Below are 20,559 nucleotides of genomic sequence, written 5' to 3'. Positions count from 1 at the left end.
AATCCTGCCAGAACCCACAGACACTGAAACCGTGGTAGGCAGCAAAACGGCGGCCCGCACCAGAAGGTGCGGACCGCCGTCGTTAGCTCTGAAACGTGATGTTCAGCGAGGGGGCTTAGAAGCCGCCCATGCCGCCCATGTCGTCGCCGCCCGGAGCCGGAGCGTTCTTCTCGGGCTTGTCAGCCACTACAGCCTCGGTGGTCAGGAACAGACCAGCGATGGAAGCAGCGTTCTGGAGAGCCGAGCGGGTGACCTTTACGGGGTCGTTGACGCCGGCAGCCAGAAGGTCTTCGTAGACGCCCGTGGCAGCGTTCAGGCCGTGGCCGGAAGGCAGGCCGCGAACCTTGTCGACGACAACGCCCGGCTCGAGGCCAGCGTTGAACGCGATCTGCTTCAGCGGAGCGTCGATGGCAACCTTGACGATGTTGGCACCGGTTGCCTCGTCACCCTGCAGGGTGAGGTTGGCGAATGCCTTGGCGCCTGCCTGGATGAGGGCAACGCCACCACCGGCAACGATGCCTTCTTCAACAGCAGCCTTGGCGTTGCGGACTGCGTCCTCAATGCGGTGCTTGCGTTCCTTAAGCTCAACTTCGGTTGCGGCACCGGCCTTGATGACTGCAACGCCACCGGCCAGCTTGGCCAAGCGCTCCTGCAGCTTCTCGCGGTCGTAGTCGGAGTCGGAGTTCTCGATCTCGGCACGGATCTGGGCCACGCGGCCTGCGATCTGCTCGGCGTCGCCGGCACCTTCAACGATGGTGGTCTCGTCCTTGGTGACAACAACCTTGCGGGCGGTGCCGAGGAGTTCCAGGCCAGCGTTTTCGAGCTTGAGGCCAACTTCTTCGGAGATGACCTGGCCGCCGGTGAGGATGGCGATGTCGGCCAGCTGCGCCTTGCGGCGGTCACCGAAGCCCGGAGCCTTGACGGCGACGGACTTGAAGGTGCCACGGATCTTGTTGACGATCAGGGTGGCCAGGGCCTCGCCCTCGATGTCTTCGGCGATGATCAGCAGCGGCTTGTTGGACTGCATGACCTTCTCCAGAACCGTGACGAGTTCCTTCACGTTGGAGATCTTGGAGTTGACGATCAGGATGTACGGGTCTTCGAGGACCGTTTCCTGGCGCTCTGCGTCGGTGACGAAGTAAGCGGAGATGTAGCCCTTGTCGAAGCGCATGCCCTCGGTGAGCTCGAGCTCCAAGCCGAAGGTGTTGGATTCCTCGACCGTGATGACGCCTTCCTTGCCCACCTTGTCCAGGGCTTCGGCGATCAGGCTGCCGATTTCCGGGTCACCGGCGGAGATGGAAGCCGTGGCTGCGATCTCTTCCTTGGTTTCGATTTCCTTGGCGGAAGCCAGCAGTTCGTTGATGACTGCTTCAACAGCCTTCTCGATGCCGCGCTTGAGGGACAGCGGGTCGGCGCCCGCGGCAACGTTGCGCAGGCCTTCCTTCACCAGTGCCTGTGCGAGGACGGTTGCAGTGGTCGTACCATCGCCAGCGACGTCATCCGTCTTCTTGGCAACTTCCTTGACCAGTTCTGCACCGATCTTCTCGTAAGGGTCGTCCAGCTCGATCTCCTTGGCGATGGAAACGCCATCGTTGGTGATCGTGGGGGCGCCCCACTTCTTTTCGAGGACGACGTTGCGTCCACGCGGGCCGAGGGTGACCTTAACGGCGTCAGCGAGGATGTTCAGGCCCCGCTCGAGGCCGCGGCGTGCCTCTTCATCAAATGCAATGATCTTGGCCATAACGGCGGTAGTCCTTTCGGGACAGTCGTTAAGAAGGTACCTGTCAGATGCGGTGCCCGCGACGGACGGTCCTTTGCTTGCGGCCTATGTATGCCCCGCGCTCCGAACCTCACCACACCAAGGTTTTTCTTGATCCTCCAGCGATCCGGCAGCCGTTCGGGACCGGCGTAAGCCGAGCCATACTTAGCAGTCGAACCGTAGGAGTGCTAAATCAATAATTAGCACTCGACCGGGGAGAGTGCAAGCAGGAATGCGTCTTTGCGACGGAAACCAAGGGGGTTTCAGCCATGAGCTGAGCCGATGAAGTGCCAGCCTCCAGCGAAGCTAGGCGACGTGCACTCCTTCTGCCTGCGGCCCTTTCTGGCCCTCCCCCAATTCAAATTCCACCCGCTGGCCCTCCTCGAGGGCCCGGAAGCCATCCATCTGGATGGCAGACCAGTGTACAAAGACGTCGTCGCCGGACTCATCAACAGTGATGAAGCCGTAGCCTTTTTCGGCGTTGAACCATTTGACGGTTCCCAATGCCATGATGCCCACACTTTCGCAGTAGCCAAGACCGGTTGCCGGGATCTCCGTACCGGAATCAATCCACTGTAACCACAGTCACTATCACGGCGCTGCCGGTGAGGGGCAGGGCGTCTGTTTTGTTATTGAGGCTTAACCGAGTTGGGGCTTGGGAGTGCTTCTACAGCGGTCCGCTACTGGTATCCGGGGCCGGCAACAACCACCAGGGGCTGCTGGATCTCCGGGGATTCCACGATCGACTGGATGCGCAGCAGGGCACCCAACGCCTCGGCGTTGGCCTTCTGCGCAGGACTGTTGTAGAAGATCACGGACGTCTGCTGCGGCAGGCCGCCCCAGTTGCCAACCGTGCTCAGCGGCCATCCATCGCCCTCTACCAGGCCAGCCACCCGGCCTGCCAGGCCAGCCGTGCCAGCGCCGTTGTAAACCGCAACCGGGGTGGTTTTGTCCACCGCAGCCGAGAACGGGGTCTCCGACGGAACGTTGGACGGTGAAGCCTCCGGGCTCGGTCCGCCGGAAGCTGCGGGAGCTGATTCGCTGGGCGCCACAGACGGTGAGGCATCAGTCTGCTGGGGCGCCGGCGTCGAGACGTTCGAGGAAGCGCTGGGGCCCACAACACCGAGGTTTGGAAGGATCAAGAACGCCACCAGGCCGAGCACCAGAGCGACGGCTCCAACGGTGAGGACCGGCCACAAGGTGGGGCGGGCAGTCTCCTGGGCGTCGCGGTGAACGCCCTGGCGATTGGTGTTCTGCGGAACCTGGTCGAATTCATCCCTGGCATATTTGGTCATGGTGAAGCGTTGTCCTTGCTGGTTGCTGCTGACAGATCAGCCTGGCGATTTACGCGTCGGACCCCAAGCGACGTGCCGTCCGCGCACGTTGGCGGGACGTACGTAGTCTACGCAATCTCTTGACGAGCATGGGATCGTGGGCCAACGCGTCCTCGGTATCGATCAGCGCATTCAGGATCTGGTAGTAATGGGTGGCGGAGAGATCGAACAGCTCGCGGATAGCCTGTTCCTTGGCCCCGGCGTACTTCCACCACTGCCGTTCAAGTGCCAGCATTTGCTGGTCCCGCTCACTCAGTGGGGATTCGCTACGGGTTTCAGCCGCGAGGTCCTCAAGCGAAAAACCTGTCGCCTGCGGCGCCATAGGTTCCGGTGCTGGTTCCGCCACGGCACACTCCTTCGACGCTTGGTGGGAAATTGTCCTACCCCTATGTTACGGGCGAATAACAACGCTGTCATTCGCCCCGGTTGGCGGACGCGGGGGACAATGGCGTGATGACTGGCGAGGATGCACTGTTTGAACTTGAACCGGCGGGCGTGGCGGATACCAACTTTGCCGGACTGATTGACAGCCCGTTGGAGGAGCTCATGGCGCCTGACTGGGCGGACGCCTTGCGGCCCGTAGAAGACCAACTGCGCGCCGCCCTCGCGTTCGTCGCCGGCCAGGCCGCCAATGGAAGCCAGGTCCTCCCGGCGGCTGACAATCTCCTGCGCGCCTTCAAACAACCGCTCGCCGACGTCAAAGTACTCATACTCGGCCAGGACCCGTACCCAACCCCCGGACACGCCGTCGGCCTTTCCTTTGCCGTTTCACGGAGCACGCGCCCCATCCCGCGGAGCCTCGCCAATATCTACCGCGAACTTCACGACGACCTCGGCCTGCCACCGCGGGTCCATGGCGACCTCAGCGCCTGGACCAGCCAAGGTGTCCTTCTGCTGAACCGTGTCCTTAGCGTTGAAGCGGGAAATGCCGGCTCCCATCGCGGCAAGGGCTGGGAGGACATTACGACGGCGGCTGTCACCGCCGTCGCCGACCGAACCACCGGCGCCGGGCAGCAACGCCCACTGGTGGCTATCCTGTGGGGGAAAGACGCCGAGGGCGTGGTGCCGCTGCTCAAGGGAGCGCCGTCGGTCGTATCGGTCCACCCCAGCCCACTGTCGGCGTCGCGGGGCTTCTTTGGCTCCAAGCCGTTCAGCCGGGCCAATGAACTTCTGACACAGCAGGGAGCCGAGCCGATCTACTGGGAACTGCCGGTCCTGTGACCCTCCTCCACGAACCGTCGCCTTTTCCCGCGCGGGACGTGAACGAGCGCGTAACGTTCGACTCGCACCCAGCAGACGTCCAGCGCATTAGCTTAGGCTTGCCTATATGGCCGCTCTCCCCGTCACCTCGTCCGCTACCCGCAATACCCGCCCACAGGTCAACCTGACCGTGCTCAGGAAAGAACTCCTTTCCCCACACATGGTCCGGATTGTGGCCGGTGGGCCAGGTTTCAGCGATTACGCAAACAACGACTACGTGGACCGCTACGTCAAAATCGTTTTTCCCCAGCCGGGCGTCGACTACGACTTCCCGCTGGACCTCTGGACCATCCGCGAGACCATGCCGCGCGAGCAATGGCCGCACACCCGGACCTACACCATCCGGTGGGTCGACGTGGCGGCCCAGGAGTTGGCGATCGACTTTGTTGTCCACGGCGACGAGGGACTCGCCGGCCCGTGGGCTGCAGCAGCCGAACCAGGCGAAACGCTGGTCTTCACGGGCCCTGGCGGTGGATTCAATCCCAACCCCGACGCCGACTGGTATCTTTTCGCGGGCGACGACGCCGCCATCCCAGCGGTTGCCGCATCCGTGGAGGCCCTTGCCCCTGACGCGCGCGGCGTTGCCTACTTGGAGGTGGATAGCGAGGCGGACATCCTACCGATCGCAGCGCCGGCTGGACTGGAACTGCACTGGCTGCTGCGCCGCGGCGTACCTGCCGGATCCAGCGACCTCCTGCTGGAGGCACTGAGGAACACCCAGTGGCTGCCCGGCCAGGTGGACGTCTTCGCCCACGGCGAGCGGGGCTACATGAAGGGCCTCCGGGAGATCTTCTTCGTCCAGCGCGGCCTGGAACGTTCGCAGGTTTCTTTGTCCGGATACTGGGCACAGGGGCGTGTCGAAGAGGTCTTCCAAGCTGAGAAGAAGCTACCCGTAGGGAAGATCTAGCAACTCGAGTTTGCGTACAAGTAATGCCCTTAAGAAACCTTCTTAAGGGCATTACCTGTACTGGAACTCCGGAGGTCAGCGCCGGCGCACCCTGCGGCGTTCATTGCTGGACAGGCCCTTTGTGAGCGGCCTGGCCAGGTTGTCGCCCAGCACGATGCCCGCGGCCACACCCAGCACAATCGCTCCGGCATTGAGCATCCCGCCCGCGCCGGCCAGGAAGTCGCCCCCTTCTACTGTGAGGGCATACATCGAACGGAAGATCGTCAGGCCCGGCAGCAGGATCAGCGCCGCGGGCACAGCGACGACCAGCTGGGGGGCGCCCAGTTTCAGCGCTACGACACGCGCAAGCAAGCCGATGATCACCGCCGCGACAGCAGGCGACAAACGATCGCCAAGACCAGCTTGGCCGACCCCCCACAAAACGAAGAAGCCCACTATGCCGACTGCCGCCGTCGGAATCAGCAAACGCGTTTGGGTTTGCTCCGTGACGCCGATGGCAACCACCGCGACGGCGATGAGGACGGCGCGGCCCCACAGCGGATACGCGTCGGGGAATGTTTGCGTGACATCCAGGACGGCGCTGCCCATCAGGGTTCCCACCACGACAGCGACGCCGATACCTGCCACGATCGCACCAAAGGTGAGCAGCGTGGAGAGGAACCGACCCGCAGCCGTGACCGGGAAGCCGTTGATGGCATCCTGTACCGCCGAAACCAGCCGGCCCGTTGGCAGCAGCAGAAGGATTCCGCCCGCCACCACAATGGAAGGAGCGATGTCCACACCTGCCCAGCGGAGCATCAAGGCAATGAAGGTGACAAGAAACGCGCACGCCATGGTGTTGAAGAAGTCCGCCGTCCTCCACCTGGCCAGTTGTCGGGAAAGCAGGCTGATCAGGATGTTGGAGCAGAAGGCCACTGCTGATGCGCCCAGCCCACCGCCCAAGACGCCAACGAAGACAGCTGCGAAGATACCGAACGCAATAGTCACCATCCATCGAGGGAAGGGCTTGGCGCTGCGGATAATCTCGTTCAACCGGCGCACGGCTTCGTCGCGGCCCACTCCCCCGGCCACGATGTCGGTGACCAGTTGGTGCACCTGCGCCAAGCCTGCGTAGTTGTTTGTCCAGGAGCGCACCACGCGGAGGAGCGTGATGGGCGTCTGGTCCTTGGGCGCATAGTTGATGGCCACCGACTGGTTGGTGATGTCCACTTCAACGTTCTTCAGGCCCAGGGCAGCCGTGACGGCGATCATGCTCGTCTCGACTTCCAAGGCACCAGCGCCGTATCGGAACATGACTTCAGCAAGGTGCAAGGCGAAGTCGATGGTCTTGCGGGCGGATGCATCAACACCAACCACCTGGATGGTGGGGTTGGCATAGGGGCTGCCCGCCAGCCGGTCCACGATGTTCATGGGCGCCGTCGGCGGGCTATCGCCTTGCACCAGGCGCATAAGCATGCGTTTGGCGTTGACGTTCTGCCGGACCTGCGACGGCCTAAGCGGCTGGGTCTTGGGCAAGCCGTCCGTGTGGGGCCTGCTACCGGACCCCTCGGGGCGTTCAGTCACGCGGTGATCCTCCCCTGCGCTTGTGTGATTAGTGGTTCCTCCGGAGTCTTCCTACGACCGGCAATTTCTCAAGTGGCAATCTTCCCAGTACTGTCTGGGCGGCTCCTGCAAGCTTCCTGGCCAGGCGGTAGGCGTTGAACGTGAGCGGGTTCACCGGTGCCACGAAGTCGCCAATCAGCTGGACCACCTCGCCGCCAAACCCCTTTTTGAATTCATACCCACCGTGACCGGTGTCGTCCTGGCCTTGGATGCCGAACGTGCCATAGAAGTTGTAACGCGAGTACCCGTTGTTGAGCGCGTGGAGCATCATGCCCCAGTACAGGGACGTAGCGCCGTTGAAATAGATGTAGTCCTGCACGGTGCCGCCGATGACGCACGTCAGTTCGTCGCCGGAGCACGCGAAGTGGATGGCCGCCACCGTAGCCACCCCCACGGAATCGGGGAAACGCTCGATGTCCTTGAGGCTGCGCTCGTAGCTGTCCACGAGGTCCTGGACCACCTTGACGCGGTTGGCCTTCTTCTTGCTGCCGGTCTCCTCGACCTCGCGTTTCAGTTCGGCCAGGGTCTTGGATTCAGCTTCGAGTCGCTCGGTGATGGACGCGCGGTACTCGGGAATGTTGATCTTGGCCATCATGAGCTTGGTGAACTCATCAGAGGTGTTCCGGAGGAGTTGCTCGTAGTACTCCCGTTCGCGGTACGTGAAGCCCTTCTCGTCGCCGGCGGTGCTCAGCGCATTGTAGAAGTCGTCCAGCGTCTCCAGCGTGGCCTGTTCCAGGTAGACGCCGTTCTTCTCGGCCTTCCGGATGGCCTTGCGCGTGCGGTAGTTCATGCCCATGATGAGCTCTTCGGAGTCCGCGAACCCATCGAGCTGCTTGATGAACATCCAGTTGATGTTGGCGAAGTTCATGTCGAAGCCCTGGTGTTGGAAGCCCAAGCCCTCAAGTTCCTTGAGCAGCGGGCGGTTGTCCTCAACCTCCGGGTGCTCGGCGCCGTCTTCGTCACGGGCGATGTAACGAAGGTTCGGCGAGATCCGGAGTTCGGCCGCCTTCTTCGAGGCGGCATGCTTCTTCAACTGCTCGACGGCGAAGCGAACCACGGCGGGGTCGCTGTAGTCCATCAGTGGTCCCTTGGCGCAGTCTGCGGTCTTGTAGCCAAAGCGGTTGGACGTGTAGACGAGCTTCCCCGCCGCAATGAGGCTCCCGCCGCGGGTTACACCGAAGAGTTCGACCTCCTGGCCACGTGCGCGTTGGAAACGCGTCAGGTCCATGGACTGGATGAAGCTCCCCTGCGGGTGTCCCTTGGCAAACGTCTCGAAATCAGCGTCACTGAGAATCACGAATTCCATGTCGGTTCCAGCCTCGATCGGAGTCAAAGAAATTACCTCACCTAGATTAGATTTGCGCCCGTTGGTGGCCGGGGCGGGCCTGTGGTTGGCTTGCTGGCTGGGGCTGTCCGTCAGTAGAACTGACCACCGGTGCGCATGGTTTCGAGCCTTCGGAACACCTTCTCCGCACCCTTGAGCCACAGCGTGTAGCGGACAGGGCCCAGCACGAGGTCGTAGCAGCCCACGAAGTCCGTGACGGTCTTGGTGAAGCTTGTCTTGAAAGATCCCAGGCCGTAGAGCGGGTGGCTCTTGTCCTTGATCCTGGCAGCAGGGGGCGTGCCACAAAAGTCGTATTCCACGCAGCCGAGCTCCTGCATGCGCTGGATCGCCGCCCACTGGACCAAGTGCGAGTCGCCATACTGTTTGCGGTTCTGCGTGGAACCGCCATCCTTGTAGGTTGCCTTGGAACCGTAGTTGATGACGAAAGCGCCAACGCTGGGCGCGCCGTCCTCGTAGACGAAGAAGAAGTGTCCCTGGCCCCGGCTGCAAAACTCTTCCCAGAACGTGGCGTAGTACTCGTAGCTTCGCAAGGGCATGGCGCCTTTGGCGTTCATGGTGTTCTGCATCAGGGCGTAGAGCTTCCTGTAGCTGTCCTCGCCCGGCTCCGCCTCCACAACTTCGCAGCCCTCGCGCTCCGCCCTTCGGACAGCGTTGCGGGCGCGGGACGAGATGCTGCGCAGCACCTCGTTGGCCGGGGCGGAGATGTCCAACAGCGCAGTGGAATCGTTGGATTGGATGTTCGGGGCCTTAACCAGGCCAGCGGCCCGCAGTTGGGCAGCCACCTCAGGTGAGTCCACGACGTCAGGCTCTATCTTGATGGTGAAGACGTTCATCTTCTGTTCCCGCGCCAACGCCGCCACCGCCCTGAGCATGGGCTCGATCTCATCCGCCGACGCAGCGTCCGGGCCCTTGATCAGGTACCAGAGCCGTCCCAGTACAGGGAACTTCTTCTCCAGCAGCAGGTTGTAACTGGAGTAGCCGGCGGCCTCTATCACCAGGCGGCGGACCAGCCAGCCGTTGCCATCCTTGACTGCGGCGTAGGCGTCCGACTGCAGCATGTTGCCGCCGTTCGGATTGGCCGTGACGTGCTTGTCCCAGTTATCGGTTTCCTCGGCGGTGGCAAAGCGGGCAGTAAATTCTCGCAAGGTGGCCGTGTCCAATCTCAGGGTTTTGGTGCAGTGTTCAAAAGCGTGATGCGCATGCGGACATGCAGCCCCAAGTCTATCGGGCCGAGAAAAATCGTCAGGTTCCGCACTACAACCGGATCTGATCCGCGCTTTCCAACCTGATGGCCTTCGGCGCTTTCCCGAGTTCGCGCTGGCCGCTGGCCAGACGGTCCGCGTTCACCAACCGGCTGAGGCTGAGCCCGGTCAAATCCGCGATCTCCCCAATGGGAACCTGGAATGTCCGGAACGGACCCAACGGTGGCGGTTCACCTTCCAGGAGACGCTGGTCAATTGCCCTCTTCAGCTCCACCTTGCCCAGCAGCGGAGACTGGTCCAAAACGAACCCGACGGCGGCGAGCTTGGCATCGCTGGTCCACGCCGCGATCTTCCAGAATTTCCGTGGAACCTGGACACCCCGGTACGGAGGATCGTCATCAAGCAAGACCGGCCCGGTAAACACACTGAGCTTGGCGTCGTAGGCGTCGGCATGTCCCAGCACATGGTCCTCCAGGCCGACCCAGAGTTCCTTGCCTTGGTTGAAGTCGTCTACCTGTGGCGCTGCATTGGTGAAGGAAAAGGTGGCCTGATTCGCTTTCTTGGCCGTTGCAGCGTCACCCCAGACGGGGTCCAAACGCCGCACCAAATGCCCGCGATCGAAGGCGTTGTTCTTGTAGACGTCCGGACCGGCCTGCTGTTCCCGGGGAATCCTGTCATCGAAATGCCAGGTCCCCTCCCGGGCCAGTGGGTTCAGTTCCTTGCCGTTGATGTTGACCCCCACGATCGCCGCGAGCTTCCGGGAAGCCCGGAAACGCACGGAGAAGTGGATGTAGTCCAAAAGAATCGTCGTTGCCGACGGACTGGGCAGTTCAAGGCGTGCCCGCAAAAAATCCCTGTCGTATCCCCCGCTCATGGATACAGCATGGCACTAGGGACTGACAGTAAACAGACTCAGCATTCGACGACGTTGACGGCCAGGCCGCCCATCGCTGTTTCCTTGTACTTGTGGGACATGTCCTTGCCTGTCTCACGCATGGTCACGATCACCTCGTCCAACGAGACCCGGTGCGTCCCATCACCCCACAACGCCATCTTCGCCGCGTTGATCGCCTTCGCCGCAGCAATCGCGTTCCGCTCAATACACGGAATCTGCACCAACCCGCCAATCGGATCACACGTCAGCCCCAGGTTATGTTCCATCGCGATCTCCGCCGCGTTCTCCACCTGACCCGGGGAACCACCCATCACCTCAGCCAAACCCGCAGCAGCCATCGACGACGCCGACCCCACCTCGCCCTGACACCCCACCTCAGCACCCGAAATCGAGGCCTGCTCCTTATACAACACACCCACCGCACCGGCAGCGAGCAGGAACTTCACCACCACATCATCCCGGTCCTGCTGGGTGGCCTTGTCCATGCCCGGGGCGTAATTCAACGCGTAATACAACACCGCCGGAATAATACCCGCCGCACCATTGGTCGGAGCCGTCACCACCCGGCCGCCCGAAGCGTTCTCCTCATTGACCGCCAACGCGATCAGGTTCACCCACTCCTGCCAATACTTCGGATCGTTCCGGTCCTTGTCCTCCTTCAGGAGCCGCTCCAACCAGTCCGGTGCACGACGCTTCACCTTCAAACCACCCGGCAACACACCCTCACGCTTCAACGAGGTCTCAACACAGGCCTCCATCACCTGCCAGATATGCAAAAGACCCTCCCGGATCCCCTCCTCGGACCGGGACGCCCGCTCGTTGATGAACATGATGTCGCTGATCCCCAACCCCTTGGACGCGCACCTGCCCAACAACTCCGCCGCCGTCCTAAACGGCAACGGCAACTCCTTCTTGGACTCCTCCAACTCAGCCTGAGCCGCGTTCTCCTCACCCTCACGGACAATGAACCCACCACCGACCGAAAAGAACGTCGCCTCCTTCAGCACATTGCCCCCGGCATCGGACACAGCAAACCGCATCCCATTCGTATGCCGCGGCAACACCGTCAACGGATGAAGAACCATATCCTCCACCGCATACGGCAACTCCACGCCGCCACCCGAGGCCCCCGCCAGGTTCAACACACCGGTCTCAGCGATCGCCGCAAGCCGCTCCTCCACTTCCTCGGGAAGGATCAACTCCGGGTGGAACCCCTCCAACCCCAGCAACGTCGCCGTCATGGTCCCATGCCCACGACCCGTCGCAGCCAACGACCCATACAGGTCCACCCGCAACGACGCCACCGAATCCAGGACACCAGCGTCCCGCAACTCACCAGCGAACACCGCCCCAGCCCGCATCGGCCCCACCGTGTGGGAACTCGACGGACCAATGCCTACAGAGAACAGATCGAAAACACCAACAGCCATAGCCGTGATTCCTTCATAAAACTTGAGATGTCCCGGCAGATGGTCCTGCCGGATGGCCACTCCCGCTTGTGGCGGGCGGCGACCGAAGCACGACGCCGGATGGCCCCCAAAGGCGGCAACCCGGCGTCGCGAATTATTCAGTTACTACGAACCACGCTACGCCCACTGGGCTTGCGTGGCGGGATCCCTAGGACAGGTCTCCACCATTCTTGGAGGCGTATTCCTCGGCGGAGAGCAGCGGGCCGTCCTCAGTGGCGGCCACCTTGAACAGCCAGCCAGCGCCGTAGGGGTCGTTGTTGATGAGCGCGGGGTCGGAAACAACGGCGTCGTTGGTTTCCGTGACCTCGCCGGTGACGGGCGAGTACAGGTCGGAGACCGATTTGGTGGACTCGACTTCGCCACAGGTTTCGCCTGCGGTGACGGTGGAACCTACCTCGGGCAGGTCAACGTAGACAATGTCGCCCAGGGCGTCGGTGGCAACCTCGGAGATACCAACAGACACCGAGTTCCCTTCGCCGCGGGAAACCCACTCGTGCTCGTCGGAGTACTGAAGTTCGGGCGCTACTTTGGGCATTCTGTTTCCTAACGTGTGGTGAACGAAAAACTGGCTACTTTTGACGCTTGTAGAACGGCAGGGCTACGACTTCGAAGGGCTCGGCCTTGCCGCGCAGGTCGATGTCCAGCGCAGTTCCAACTTCGGCAAACTCGACGTCGACATACGCCAACGCTACCGGGTAGCCGAGCGTCGGGCTGGGTTGGCCGGAGGTCACCTCGCCAACAACAACCCCGTCCTTCAAGACCGGGTAGTGGCTGCGGCCAGCGCGGCGGCCGAGGCCCTTAAGGCCTACGAGCTTGCGGCCGCTGGTGGAACCGGCACCCTCTGCCTTCAAGGCAGCCAACGCTTCCTTGCCAACGAAGTCGCCTTCCTTGGACAGCGCAACGACGGGCCCGAGTCCCGCGGCGAAGGGGTTGCCTTCACGGGAAAGTTCGTTGCCGTAGAGGGGCATGCCTGCTTCGAGGCGGAGGGAGTCACGGGATGCGAGGCCGGCCGGGATGAGCTCGCCTTCCTCCGCGACGGCGGCAATGGCCTGCCACAGGGCTGCGGCGGATTCGTTGGGCACGAAGATCTCGAAGCCGTCCTCGCCGGTGTAGCCGGTGCGTGCCAGGAGCAGGTCCTGGCCGCTCCCTGCGACCAGGAAGGTCACCTCGACGGCGGCGTAGTACTTCAGTTCCGTCACCAAAGAGTGCTGCTCCGCAGGCACCAGGCGCAGAAGGATTGCTTCGGCGAGGGGACCCTGGACGGCGATGAGTGACGTCTTGGAGGAGGCATCCTCAACAACGACATCGAATCCGGCGGACCGCTCCTGAAGGGCGTCAGCCACTACCTTCGCGTTGCCCGCGTTGGGGACTACAAGGAACTTGTCCTCGCCTTCTTCGGGTGAGGGGCGTCGGTAGGTGATGAGGTCGTCGATGATGCCGCCGTCTTCCTGGCAAATCAGCGAGTACTTGGCCTTACCGATGGCCATGGCGGAGATTTTGCCCACCAGTGCGTAGTCGAGGAAAGCGGCGGCCTCAGGCCCGGTGACCCAGACTTCGCCCATGTGGGAGAGGTCGAACAGGCCGGCGGACTTGCGGACGGCGTGGTGCTCGGCCAGCTCCGAGGAGTACTTGAGCGGCATTTGCCAGCCGCCAAAGTCGGTGAAGGAGGCGCCGAGTTTCTTGTGCTCTTCAAAGAGCGCGGTGTAGTTCTCAGTCATTTGCAGGAACCCCTTAGTTCTCGAAGGCTTCGATGGGCGGGCAGGAGCAGACCAGGTTGCGGTCGCCGGCTGCGCCGTCGATGCGGCCCACGGGCGGGAAGTACTTGTCCTGCTTCAGGTGGTGGACCGGGAAGGCGGCCTGCTCGCGCGGGTAGGCACGATCCCAGTCGGAATTCACGACGGCGGCAGCCGTGTGGGGTGCCCGGCGAAGCGGGGAGTCCTGCACGGAGAAGTCGCCGTGGGCAACCTGGTCGATTTCCTTGCGGATGGTGATCATGGCTTCGATGAAGCGATCGATCTCCACCAGGTCCTCGGACTCGGTGGGCTCCACCATCAGTGTGCCCGCAACCGGGAAGGCCAGGGTGGGGGCGTGGAAGCCGAAGTCGATGAGGCGTTTGGCCACGTCCTCGGCAGTGACGCCCGTCTTGGCGGTGAGTTCGCGGAGGTCCAGGATGCACTCGTGGGCTACGAGTCCACCTTCACCGGTGTAGAGCACGGGGAAGTGCTCGTTGAGGCGCGATGCGATGTAGTTCGCAGCAAGCAGCGCGGACTTGGTGGCTTCGGTGAGGCCTTGGCCGCCCATGAGCTTCACGTAAGCCCACGAGATCGGGAGGACACCGGCGGAACCGAACCGGGAAGCCGAGATCGGGACGTCGTTGCCTTCAGTCCAGGAAGCGGCATCGCCCGGCATGAACGGGGCGAGGTGTGCCTTGGCCGCGACCGGGCCAACACCCGGTCCGCCGCCGCCGTGCGGGATGCAGAAGGTCTTGTGCAGGTTCAGGTGGGACACGTCGCCGCCGAACTTGCCCGGCTGCGCGAGCCCGACGAGTGCGTTGAGGTTGGCGCCGTCGATGTACACCTGGCCGCCGGCCTCGTGGATGGCATCGCAGACTTCGCGCACGTCGGCGTCGTAAACACCGTGGGTAGAGGGGTAGGTGATCATGATGGCCGAGAGCGCGTCCCGGTGGGCTTCGATCTTGTTCTTGAGGTCTACGTGGTCGATGGTGCCGTCAGGAGCGGTCGCCACCACCACGACCTTCATGCCGGCCAGCACTGCCGACGCGGCGTTAGTGCCGTGGGCGGAAGCAGGAATCAGGCAGACGTTGCGCTGATCATCACCGTTGGAGAGGTGGTAGCCGCGGATGGCCAGCAGGCCCGCGAGCTCGCCCTGGGAACCGGCGTTGGGCTGGATGGAGACCTGGTCGTAGCCGGTGATCTCGGTCAGCTGTGCCTCGAGGTCGGTGATCAGCTCACGCCAGCCTTCGGTCTGGGAATCCGGAGCGAACGGGTGAATGGACGCGAACTCCGGCCAGGAGATGGCCTCCATCTCTGCCGTGGCGTTCAGCTTCATGGTGCAGGAGCCCAGCGGGATCATGGTGCGGTCCAGCGCGAGGTCGCGGTCGGAGAGCTTGCGGATGTAGCGGAGCAGCTGGGTTTCGGAGCGGTGCGTGTTGAACACCGGGTGCTGCATGAACCCGCTGGTGCGCTCCACTGAAGCTTCCAGGGCAAAACCTTCAGCGGACTCCAGTACCGAAGCGCCAAAGACGGACGCGACGTCGGCAACAACCGCCGCCGTCGTCGTCTCGTCTACAGAGATGCCCACCAGATCGGCGTTAACGCTGCGTAGGTTGATGCCCTTGGCTTCGGCAGCAGCGACGATCCCGGCAGCATTGCCCGGAACGCGGACCGTGATGGTGTCGAAGAACGAACCGTGGAGAACCTCGACGCCGGCAGCCTTGAGGGATGCTGCGAGCGTGCGGGCATGGCTGTGGGCGGTCTCGGCAATCGCTTTCAGGCCCTCGGGGCCGTGGTAGACCGCGTACATCGAAGCCACGATGGCGAGCAGTGCCTGCGCGGTACAGATGTTGGACGTGGCCTTCTCGCGGCGGATGTGCTGCTCGCGGGTCTGAAGGGCCAAGCGGTAGGCGGGGACACCGGCGTCGTCCTTGGAAACGCCCACCAGACGGCCGGGCATGGAACGCTCCAGGCCCTTCTGGACCGCCATGTAGGCAGCGTGCGGACCGCCGAAGAACAGCGGCACGCCCAGGCGCTGCGCGGAACCGACGGCAATGTCGGCGCCCTGCTCACCTGGAGGGGTGATGAGCGTCAGGGAAAGGAGGTCGGCGGCAACGGTGACCAAGGCGCCGCGTTCCTTGGCTTCGGCAATGACGGCGGAGTGATCGAAGACGCGGCCGGAAACACCGGGCTGCTGGAGGACGACGCCGTTGATGGCGCCTTCCGGGAGACCGAGCGAAAGGTCCGCGACCTCAACCTCAAAGCCGAGGGCTTCGGCGCGGCCCTTCACGATGGCGATGGTCTGAGGGAGGCAATCTGCGTCCAGGACCGTCTTGCCGTCCTGGGCGGCCTTGTTCTTGTTGGCCCTGCGCATCATCAGGACGGCCTCGGCCACGGCGGTTGCTTCGTCAAGAAGCGAGGCGTTGGCGATCGGCAGACCAACGAGGTCCTGGACCATGGTCTGGAAGTTCAGGAGTGCCTCGAGGCGGCCCTGCGAAATTTCCGGCTGGTACGGGGTGTAAGCGGTGTACCAGGCCGGGGACTCAAGGATGTTGCGGCGGATGACCGGCGGGGTGACCGTGTCGTAGTAGCCCTGGCCGATCATCTGGACCGCGGTCTTGTTCTTGGAGGCGAGCTTCCGCAGCTCGGCCAGGACCTCGACTTCGCTCAGCGCGTTCTGCAAGGTGAGGGCGACGTCCTGGCGGATGTCGTTCGGAACGGCAGTGTCGACCAGCGAGTCAACAGAGTCGTAGCCAACGGACTTGAGCATGGTCTCAATGTCGGCTTGGCGGCGGGCGCCGATATGCCGATCGACGAAGGTGGTGGAGGCAGAACTAACCGTCACGAAGGAACTCCAATACTTGGGCGGCGTTTGGGTACGCCACAGCGGCTCGGGTTCCTCCCCGCTCTGTATTGGACCTGAGAGTTTCCGCGTGTTGTCCGCACAACGAATCGCTTGCACCGTCGGTGAGCACAGCATCCTACGCCGGTGGCATGGAGTGCCTGCTGCTTTCCAGAGTTGCCTCGCCGCGGCGGTGCGTGGGCCTGAGAGATTCCTGGGGAGGGTTTGCTCCTACGGCGCCTGCATCACGTGCCTGCAGGACTCTCCCGCCGCAGATCAAAGGCATGTTCAGTTGTCTTTGGGCGCCACGCTGGGCACGCCACAAGTCTTAATTGTCCTACGTGCAAGGCCCTGCGGCAAATGGAATAGGCGTCACTTCCGCAGGCGGTCCAGGACCCCCAGCAGGATTTCGACGTCGGCCTCCCGGCTGGCGTCGCCGGTCCCCTGCCCACCTTCGAACATCGCGTTGAAATAGAGGCCGTCGCCCATGTAGCTGACGGCCTTGGCGATCTCCGGTCCCACGTCTTCGGCCAGGACATCCAGCCACTGCTGCTGGATTCCTGCGAAGCGCCGCCTCGTTTCCTCATGGGCTACTTCAGCGAGCCTGGTGGCGGCGACGAAGGCCCTGTCCATGGGTGTATCGGCCCAGAGGGAGGACCGGATGAAGTAGGCGGCTGAACCATCCGGCGCGGCCTTCATCTGCTCGATATCTTCCTGTGCCAACTCATCCAGGCGTTCCAGCAAGGCACTGATCAGCGCTTCCTTGTTCGGGAAGTGATACAGCAGCCCACCCTTGGAGACGCCAGCCCTCTTGGCGACGGCATCCAGGGTGGCGGCCCGCTCCCCTACCTCGATCAGCAGGGATTCGTAGGCATCCAGGACGGCGTCCCGGGCAACTGGTTTTCGTGGCATGTGTACATCATTCCCTAAAGAATCGCGGGGGTCGTATTTGTAACTATACCGTCTGGACGGTACAGTTAGAGGCATGTTCTCGCCGTCCTCAACCCAAGCACCCCGTTCCGCCGCCCCCTTGACGGGCCCGGCTGCACCGTGGCGCGACTGGATGGCCTTGGCACTGCTGATGTTTCCGGTGCTGCTGGTGGCCGTCGATAACACCGCGCTCACTTTTGCCCTGCCGGAAATCGCCCGCTCACTGGACGTGGGCGGCATACAGCTCCTTTGGATCGTTGATGCCTACCCGCTGGTGCTCGCCGCGCTCCTGGTCTCCATGGGCAACCTCGGAGACCGGATAGGACGACGCCGGTTGCTGCTGATCGGCAGCACAGGCTTCGCTGCGGTTTCGGCTGCTACGGCATTCGCGCCATCCGCCGAGTGGCTCATTGCCGGGCGCGCTGCACTCGGCGTCTTCGGCGCCATGCTGATGCCATCCACGTTGTCCCTGATCCGGAACATCTTCACCGACCCCAACCGTCGCCGGCTCGCAATCGCCGTGTGGGCTGCCGGGTTCTCCGGTGGTGCCGCCCTCGGCCCGATCTTCGGCGGCTGGCTGGTGGAACACTACTGGTGGGGCGCCGTCTTCCTGGTGGCAACCTTTCTCCTGCTGCCGCTGCTCGCCTTCGGCAGAGTCCTGATCCCCGAGTCCAAGGATGCAAACCCCGGACGCGTGGATGTCCCGAGCATCGCTTTGTCGATTTTCACCATGGCTCCGTTTGTCTACGGCATCAAGGAATTCGCGGTGCACGGCTTGGGGCCAACAGCAGCGGTGTTCATGCTCTTCGGCTTGGTGATGGGTGTTCTCTTCGTCCGTCGCCAGCAGAAGATTGACAGCCCAATGCTGGATGTCAGCCTGTTCAAAAACAAGGTGTTCAGTACGGCGATCATTGCCAACGTACTCTCGCTGTTCTCCATGACCGGCTTCATCTATTTCTTCGCCCAACACCTGCAATTGGTTGAGGGGCAGTCCCCCATGGAGGCAGGTATCGCTATGATCCCCGCGCTCCTGGCAACAGTCATCGCTGGCCTGCTGGTGGTGCCCCTGGTCAAAAAGATCCGGCCGGGCTACGTAGTGGCTGGCGGGTTGACGCTTAGTGCCGTTGGGTACTTCGTAGCTGTCGTAGGCGACCACAGCAGCGGCCCAGTGTTCCTCCTGTCGGCACTCACTGTGCTTGCTGTCGGCGTGGGCGCTGCGGAGACCATCTCCAACGACCTCATCCTGGCCTCCGTACCGGCTGACAAATCCGGAGCGGCGTCAGCCATCTCCGAGACCGGTTACGAGTTGGGTTCGCTTTTGGGAACGGCGGTCCTTGGCTCCATCCTCACCGCTTCCTACCAGCACAACCTGGTCATACCGGACGGTGTGGCCGGCCATGCCGCCGAGAAGTCCGGGGAAACCCTGGCCGGCGCGGTTGACGTTGCTTCCACGCTCCCAGACCCCTTGGCCGAAGCGCTGACAGCCGCCGCACGCGTCGCCTTTGACTCCGGCGTCCACATCACTGCGGCGATTGGGCTGGTACTCATGGCCGGAGCGGCAGCCCTTGCCGCCGTCGTACTCCGGCGTGTCCCCAAGGCGCAATAGCCAACAACGGGCAAAACAATCCGTCCACCCAAGGAGGCCGGGTCGCTGAGCGGCCCGGCCTCCTTGATATTTGAGTACCTAAACGGCGCTGTTGAGGGAGGTACCGAGGCCCAAGCCGCGGGTGATTCCACCCGTGGTTGCGGCGGCCAAGGCTGAAAGGTAGTCGTTGCGGCGGCGGGCCGTGATACGGGATTCCGGTTCGAAAACCTGGTCGGGCGAATCGGCGTAATGGGCCGCCAGGCCGTCGCGCATGAGCCGGATCCCCTCAGCCCGCTGCTGCGAGACGGCGGCATGCGTGGAACCCAGTTCCTCGGCAAGCTCCTTCACGGACCGTCCCGCGAGATAAATCTCCTGGACCACGAAGCGCATTTTTTCGGGGAGGGCATCGACGGCGGCACGCAGGTACTTGATCCGCTCATCAGCCAGCACCGAGTGTTCCGGGGAATCCGTGGGGGACGCAACGGTGTCCGCCACCACCTCATCCAGTGAAGTCAGCGTCCGGGATGCGTCCACCAGGGCAGCTTCAACATGGCTGCGCTCGACACCCAGGGCCGAAGCCATCTCGGCGATGCTGGGACCCCGTCCCAGCATGCTGGTCAAGGTCTCCTGGACGCCCAAGGTTTCCTTGATCCGCTTGCGGGCCGACCGCGTAGCCCAATCTCCGGCTCGCATCTCGTCCGCGAAGGCACCTACGATGCGGCGGCGCGCGAAAGCACCGAACGGAACACCGAGGTCCGGATCGAAGGAATCAGCAGACGTTATCAGGGCAACGGCACCGACAGAAGCAAAATCATCGCGCGATAAATGCGACGCGCGCGCGCAAAGGTCAGAGACCAGGTAACCAACGAGCGGAAGGTGCTGCAACACCAGCTCGTTGCGCTGTTCGCGATTCAAAAGTGAGTCCCCCCATGAGACCGGATTATTGAGTTGCAAACCCGACTTCTTTGCCGTTTCGCCGATGTCCAGAGACCAATCAGAGCATCGTTGTTGAGCGTTCAATCAGGTACGTATTCAGTGAACATACCACCTCAAAAGCTCCCTGCGTGTACGCTCGACAGAAGTAAAGATAAACCCTGCCAAATTGTGATTTTGGCGGGACAAAAAATGAATTGGGGAACCGTGGGGGCGGACGAGCTATCGGCAACGCTGTGGCGCGAACGGAGGCAGCTGGACTTCCTGCTTTTCCTCCTCGAAACACAGCTCCTGCATCTCCGGGCAGGCAACTGGCACCGGTTGACCTTCACCGCGGCCGAACTCGAAAAAGTCCTGGAAAATCTGCGTTTCGAATCCCTCGCACGCGGCGTGGAAGCCTCCGCGCTGGCCGCCGAATGGAAAGCCCCGGATCAATCCACCCTTCCGTCCCTTATTTCGCTGGCGCCCCCGGGACTGTGGCCGGAACTCCTCGACGATCACCGCCGGGGACTGACTGCGTTGTTGGCAGGAATTGACCTTGCCGTTGCCCGGAATGTCGAGCTGTTGAATGCTCCGCCGGACATGGCCCCGGTACCGGCGTCGGGCACCGATGAGGCACTGGTTAGCGACGTTGCGGACCTGGACCTCCTGGCCCGTGATTCGAACATCCAACGCGCCTTGGCTGCAGTGCGCTCGGCTACCCTGCCCACACTCCGCGATTTCCTGGACGTGGGCTGACTCCCGCTCACGCTCCATCACATCC

The 20,559-nt window shown here is 62.8% G+C and carries 18 protein-coding genes and 1 riboswitch; of the genes, 4 read left to right on the top strand and 14 right to left on the bottom strand.

The window, feature by feature from the left end; translation table 11 throughout:
• Positions 1–115 precede the first annotated feature (115 nt).
• The 4 genes from groL to J2Y68_RS04310 form a co-directional block, all read right to left on the bottom strand.
• Positions 116–1,741, bottom strand: coding sequence for a chaperonin GroEL (gene groL / locus J2Y68_RS04325; RefSeq protein WP_172324129.1), 1,626 nt, complete (start codon positions 1,739–1,741; stop codon positions 116–118).
• 324 nt (positions 1,742–2,065) lie between these two features.
• Positions 2,066–2,269 (bottom strand): cold-shock protein, encoded by a 204-nt coding sequence (locus J2Y68_RS04320; protein WP_091467554.1) that lies wholly within the window; start codon positions 2,267–2,269, stop codon positions 2,066–2,068.
• 170 nt (positions 2,270–2,439) lie between these two features.
• The gene (locus tag J2Y68_RS04315) at positions 2,440–3,054 is read right to left on the bottom strand and encodes a LytR C-terminal domain-containing protein (RefSeq protein WP_309990199.1); all 615 of its coding nucleotides are present in this window, start codon (positions 3,052–3,054) and stop codon (positions 2,440–2,442) included.
• Positions 3,055–3,103: 49 nt separating this feature from the next.
• Positions 3,104–3,439 (bottom strand): DUF3263 domain-containing protein, encoded by a 336-nt coding sequence (locus J2Y68_RS04310; RefSeq protein WP_397334646.1) that lies wholly within the window; start codon positions 3,437–3,439, stop codon positions 3,104–3,106.
• Positions 3,440–3,546: 107 nt separating this feature from the next.
• Here J2Y68_RS04310 and J2Y68_RS04305 point away from each other — a divergent pair, with 107 nt between their 5' ends.
• Both J2Y68_RS04305 and J2Y68_RS04300 read left to right on the top strand, forming a co-directional pair.
• Positions 3,547–4,314 (top strand): uracil-DNA glycosylase, encoded by a 768-nt coding sequence (locus tag J2Y68_RS04305; protein ID WP_309990196.1) that lies wholly within the window; start codon positions 3,547–3,549, stop codon positions 4,312–4,314.
• Positions 4,315–4,420: 106 nt separating this feature from the next.
• On the top strand, positions 4,421–5,260 hold the full coding sequence (locus tag J2Y68_RS04300) for a siderophore-interacting protein (protein ID WP_309990194.1): 840 nt from the start codon (positions 4,421–4,423) through the stop codon (positions 5,258–5,260).
• Positions 5,261–5,335: 75 nt separating this feature from the next.
• Here J2Y68_RS04300 and J2Y68_RS04295 read toward each other — a convergent pair whose 3' ends face one another.
• The 9 genes from J2Y68_RS04295 to J2Y68_RS04255 form a co-directional block, all read right to left on the bottom strand.
• Entirely contained in the window at positions 5,336–6,823 is a 1,488-nt protein-coding gene (locus J2Y68_RS04295; protein ID WP_309990191.1) for a threonine/serine exporter family protein, read from the bottom strand.
• Between the two features lie 28 nt (positions 6,824–6,851).
• Positions 6,852–8,168 carry a peptidoglycan bridge formation glycyltransferase FemA/FemB family protein gene (locus J2Y68_RS04290; protein ID WP_309991616.1) on the bottom strand — a complete coding sequence of 439 codons (1,317 nt, stop codon included), beginning with the start codon at positions 8,166–8,168 and terminating at the stop codon, positions 6,852–6,854.
• A gap of 110 nt (positions 8,169–8,278) precedes the next feature.
• Entirely contained in the window at positions 8,279–9,367 is a 1,089-nt protein-coding gene (locus tag J2Y68_RS04285) for a lipid II:glycine glycyltransferase FemX (RefSeq protein WP_309990188.1), read from the bottom strand.
• 94 nt (positions 9,368–9,461) lie between these two features.
• Positions 9,462–10,283, bottom strand: coding sequence for a DNA/RNA non-specific endonuclease (locus tag J2Y68_RS04280; RefSeq protein WP_309990185.1), 822 nt, complete (start codon positions 10,281–10,283; stop codon positions 9,462–9,464).
• A 38-nt stretch (positions 10,284–10,321) separates the two neighbouring features.
• A complete protein-coding gene (locus J2Y68_RS04275) occupies positions 10,322–11,734 on the bottom strand; it encodes an L-serine ammonia-lyase (RefSeq protein ID WP_309990182.1) in 1,413 nt (470 codons plus the stop codon).
• A gap of 187 nt (positions 11,735–11,921) precedes the next feature.
• Positions 11,922–12,308: a glycine cleavage system protein GcvH gene (gcvH, locus tag J2Y68_RS04270; protein WP_211712838.1), complete on the bottom strand. Its 387-nt coding sequence runs from the start codon at positions 12,306–12,308 to the stop codon at positions 11,922–11,924.
• 34 nt (positions 12,309–12,342) lie between these two features.
• Complete coding sequence (gcvT, locus tag J2Y68_RS04265) at positions 12,343–13,491, bottom strand: glycine cleavage system aminomethyltransferase GcvT (RefSeq protein WP_309990178.1); 1,149 nt, start codon at positions 13,489–13,491, stop codon at positions 12,343–12,345.
• 13 nt (positions 13,492–13,504) lie between these two features.
• Positions 13,505–16,351, bottom strand: coding sequence for an aminomethyl-transferring glycine dehydrogenase (gcvP, locus tag J2Y68_RS04260; protein ID WP_309990175.1), 2,847 nt, complete (start codon positions 16,349–16,351; stop codon positions 13,505–13,507).
• 178 nt (positions 16,352–16,529) lie between these two features.
• A riboswitch (glycine riboswitch) is annotated at positions 16,530–16,627 on the bottom strand.
• A gap of 93 nt (positions 16,628–16,720) precedes the next feature.
• On the bottom strand, positions 16,721–17,260 hold the full coding sequence (locus tag J2Y68_RS04255) for a TetR/AcrR family transcriptional regulator (RefSeq protein WP_309990172.1): 540 nt from the start codon (positions 17,258–17,260) through the stop codon (positions 16,721–16,723).
• A 73-nt stretch (positions 17,261–17,333) separates the two neighbouring features.
• On the opposite strand from J2Y68_RS04255, the gene J2Y68_RS04250 reads away from it, so the two are divergent.
• Positions 17,334–18,884 carry an MFS transporter gene (locus J2Y68_RS04250; protein ID WP_309990170.1) on the top strand — a complete coding sequence of 517 codons (1,551 nt, stop codon included), beginning with the start codon at positions 17,334–17,336 and terminating at the stop codon, positions 18,882–18,884.
• 78 nt (positions 18,885–18,962) lie between these two features.
• On the opposite strand, the gene J2Y68_RS04245 is transcribed toward J2Y68_RS04250, so the two are convergent.
• Positions 18,963–19,778, bottom strand: coding sequence for a sigma-70 family RNA polymerase sigma factor (locus tag J2Y68_RS04245; protein ID WP_309990167.1), 816 nt, complete (start codon positions 19,776–19,778; stop codon positions 18,963–18,965).
• A gap of 210 nt (positions 19,779–19,988) precedes the next feature.
• On the opposite strand from J2Y68_RS04245, the gene J2Y68_RS04240 reads away from it, so the two are divergent.
• Positions 19,989–20,534, top strand: a complete 546-nt coding sequence (locus tag J2Y68_RS04240; protein WP_309990165.1) for a flagellar protein FlgN — start codon at positions 19,989–19,991, stop codon at positions 20,532–20,534.
• Positions 20,535–20,559 lie beyond the last annotated feature (25 nt).

The organism is Paenarthrobacter nitroguajacolicus (genome assembly GCF_031455195.1).
Lineage (GTDB): Bacteria > Actinomycetota > Actinomycetes > Actinomycetales > Micrococcaceae > Arthrobacter > Arthrobacter nitroguajacolicus_D.
The sequence above is the reverse complement of the archived record's forward strand: the minus strand, read 5'-3'. Positions and strand labels throughout refer to the sequence as shown.

Bases quoted from the DNA above. Each gene is read 5' to 3' on its own strand.
- groL (WP_172324129.1), bottom strand. From the start codon at position 1,741: ATGGCCAAGATCATTGCATTTGATGAAGAGGCACGCCGCGGCCTCGAG.
- J2Y68_RS04320 (WP_091467554.1), bottom strand. From the start codon at position 2,269: ATGGCATTGGGAACCGTCAAATGGTTCAACGCCGAAAAAGGCTACGGC.
- J2Y68_RS04315 (WP_309990199.1), bottom strand. From the start codon at position 3,054: ATGACCAAATATGCCAGGGATGAATTCGACCAGGTTCCGCAGAACACC.
- J2Y68_RS04305 (WP_309990196.1), top strand. From the start codon at position 3,547: ATGACTGGCGAGGATGCACTGTTTGAACTTGAACCGGCGGGCGTGGCG.
- J2Y68_RS04300 (WP_309990194.1), top strand. From the start codon at position 4,421: ATGGCCGCTCTCCCCGTCACCTCGTCCGCTACCCGCAATACCCGCCCA.
- J2Y68_RS04290 (WP_309991616.1), bottom strand. From the start codon at position 8,168: ATGGAATTCGTGATTCTCAGTGACGCTGATTTCGAGACGTTTGCCAAG.
- J2Y68_RS04280 (WP_309990185.1), bottom strand. From the start codon at position 10,283: ATGAGCGGGGGATACGACAGGGATTTTTTGCGGGCACGCCTTGAACTG.
- J2Y68_RS04275 (WP_309990182.1), bottom strand. From the start codon at position 11,734: ATGGCTGTTGGTGTTTTCGATCTGTTCTCTGTAGGCATTGGTCCGTCG.
- gcvH (WP_211712838.1), bottom strand. From the start codon at position 12,308: ATGCCCAAAGTAGCGCCCGAACTTCAGTACTCCGACGAGCACGAGTGG.
- gcvT (WP_309990178.1), bottom strand. From the start codon at position 13,491: ATGACTGAGAACTACACCGCGCTCTTTGAAGAGCACAAGAAACTCGGC.
- J2Y68_RS04255 (WP_309990172.1), bottom strand. From the start codon at position 17,260: ATGCCACGAAAACCAGTTGCCCGGGACGCCGTCCTGGATGCCTACGAA.
- J2Y68_RS04250 (WP_309990170.1), top strand. From the start codon at position 17,334: ATGTTCTCGCCGTCCTCAACCCAAGCACCCCGTTCCGCCGCCCCCTTG.
- J2Y68_RS04240 (WP_309990165.1), top strand. From the start codon at position 19,989: ATGAATTGGGGAACCGTGGGGGCGGACGAGCTATCGGCAACGCTGTGG.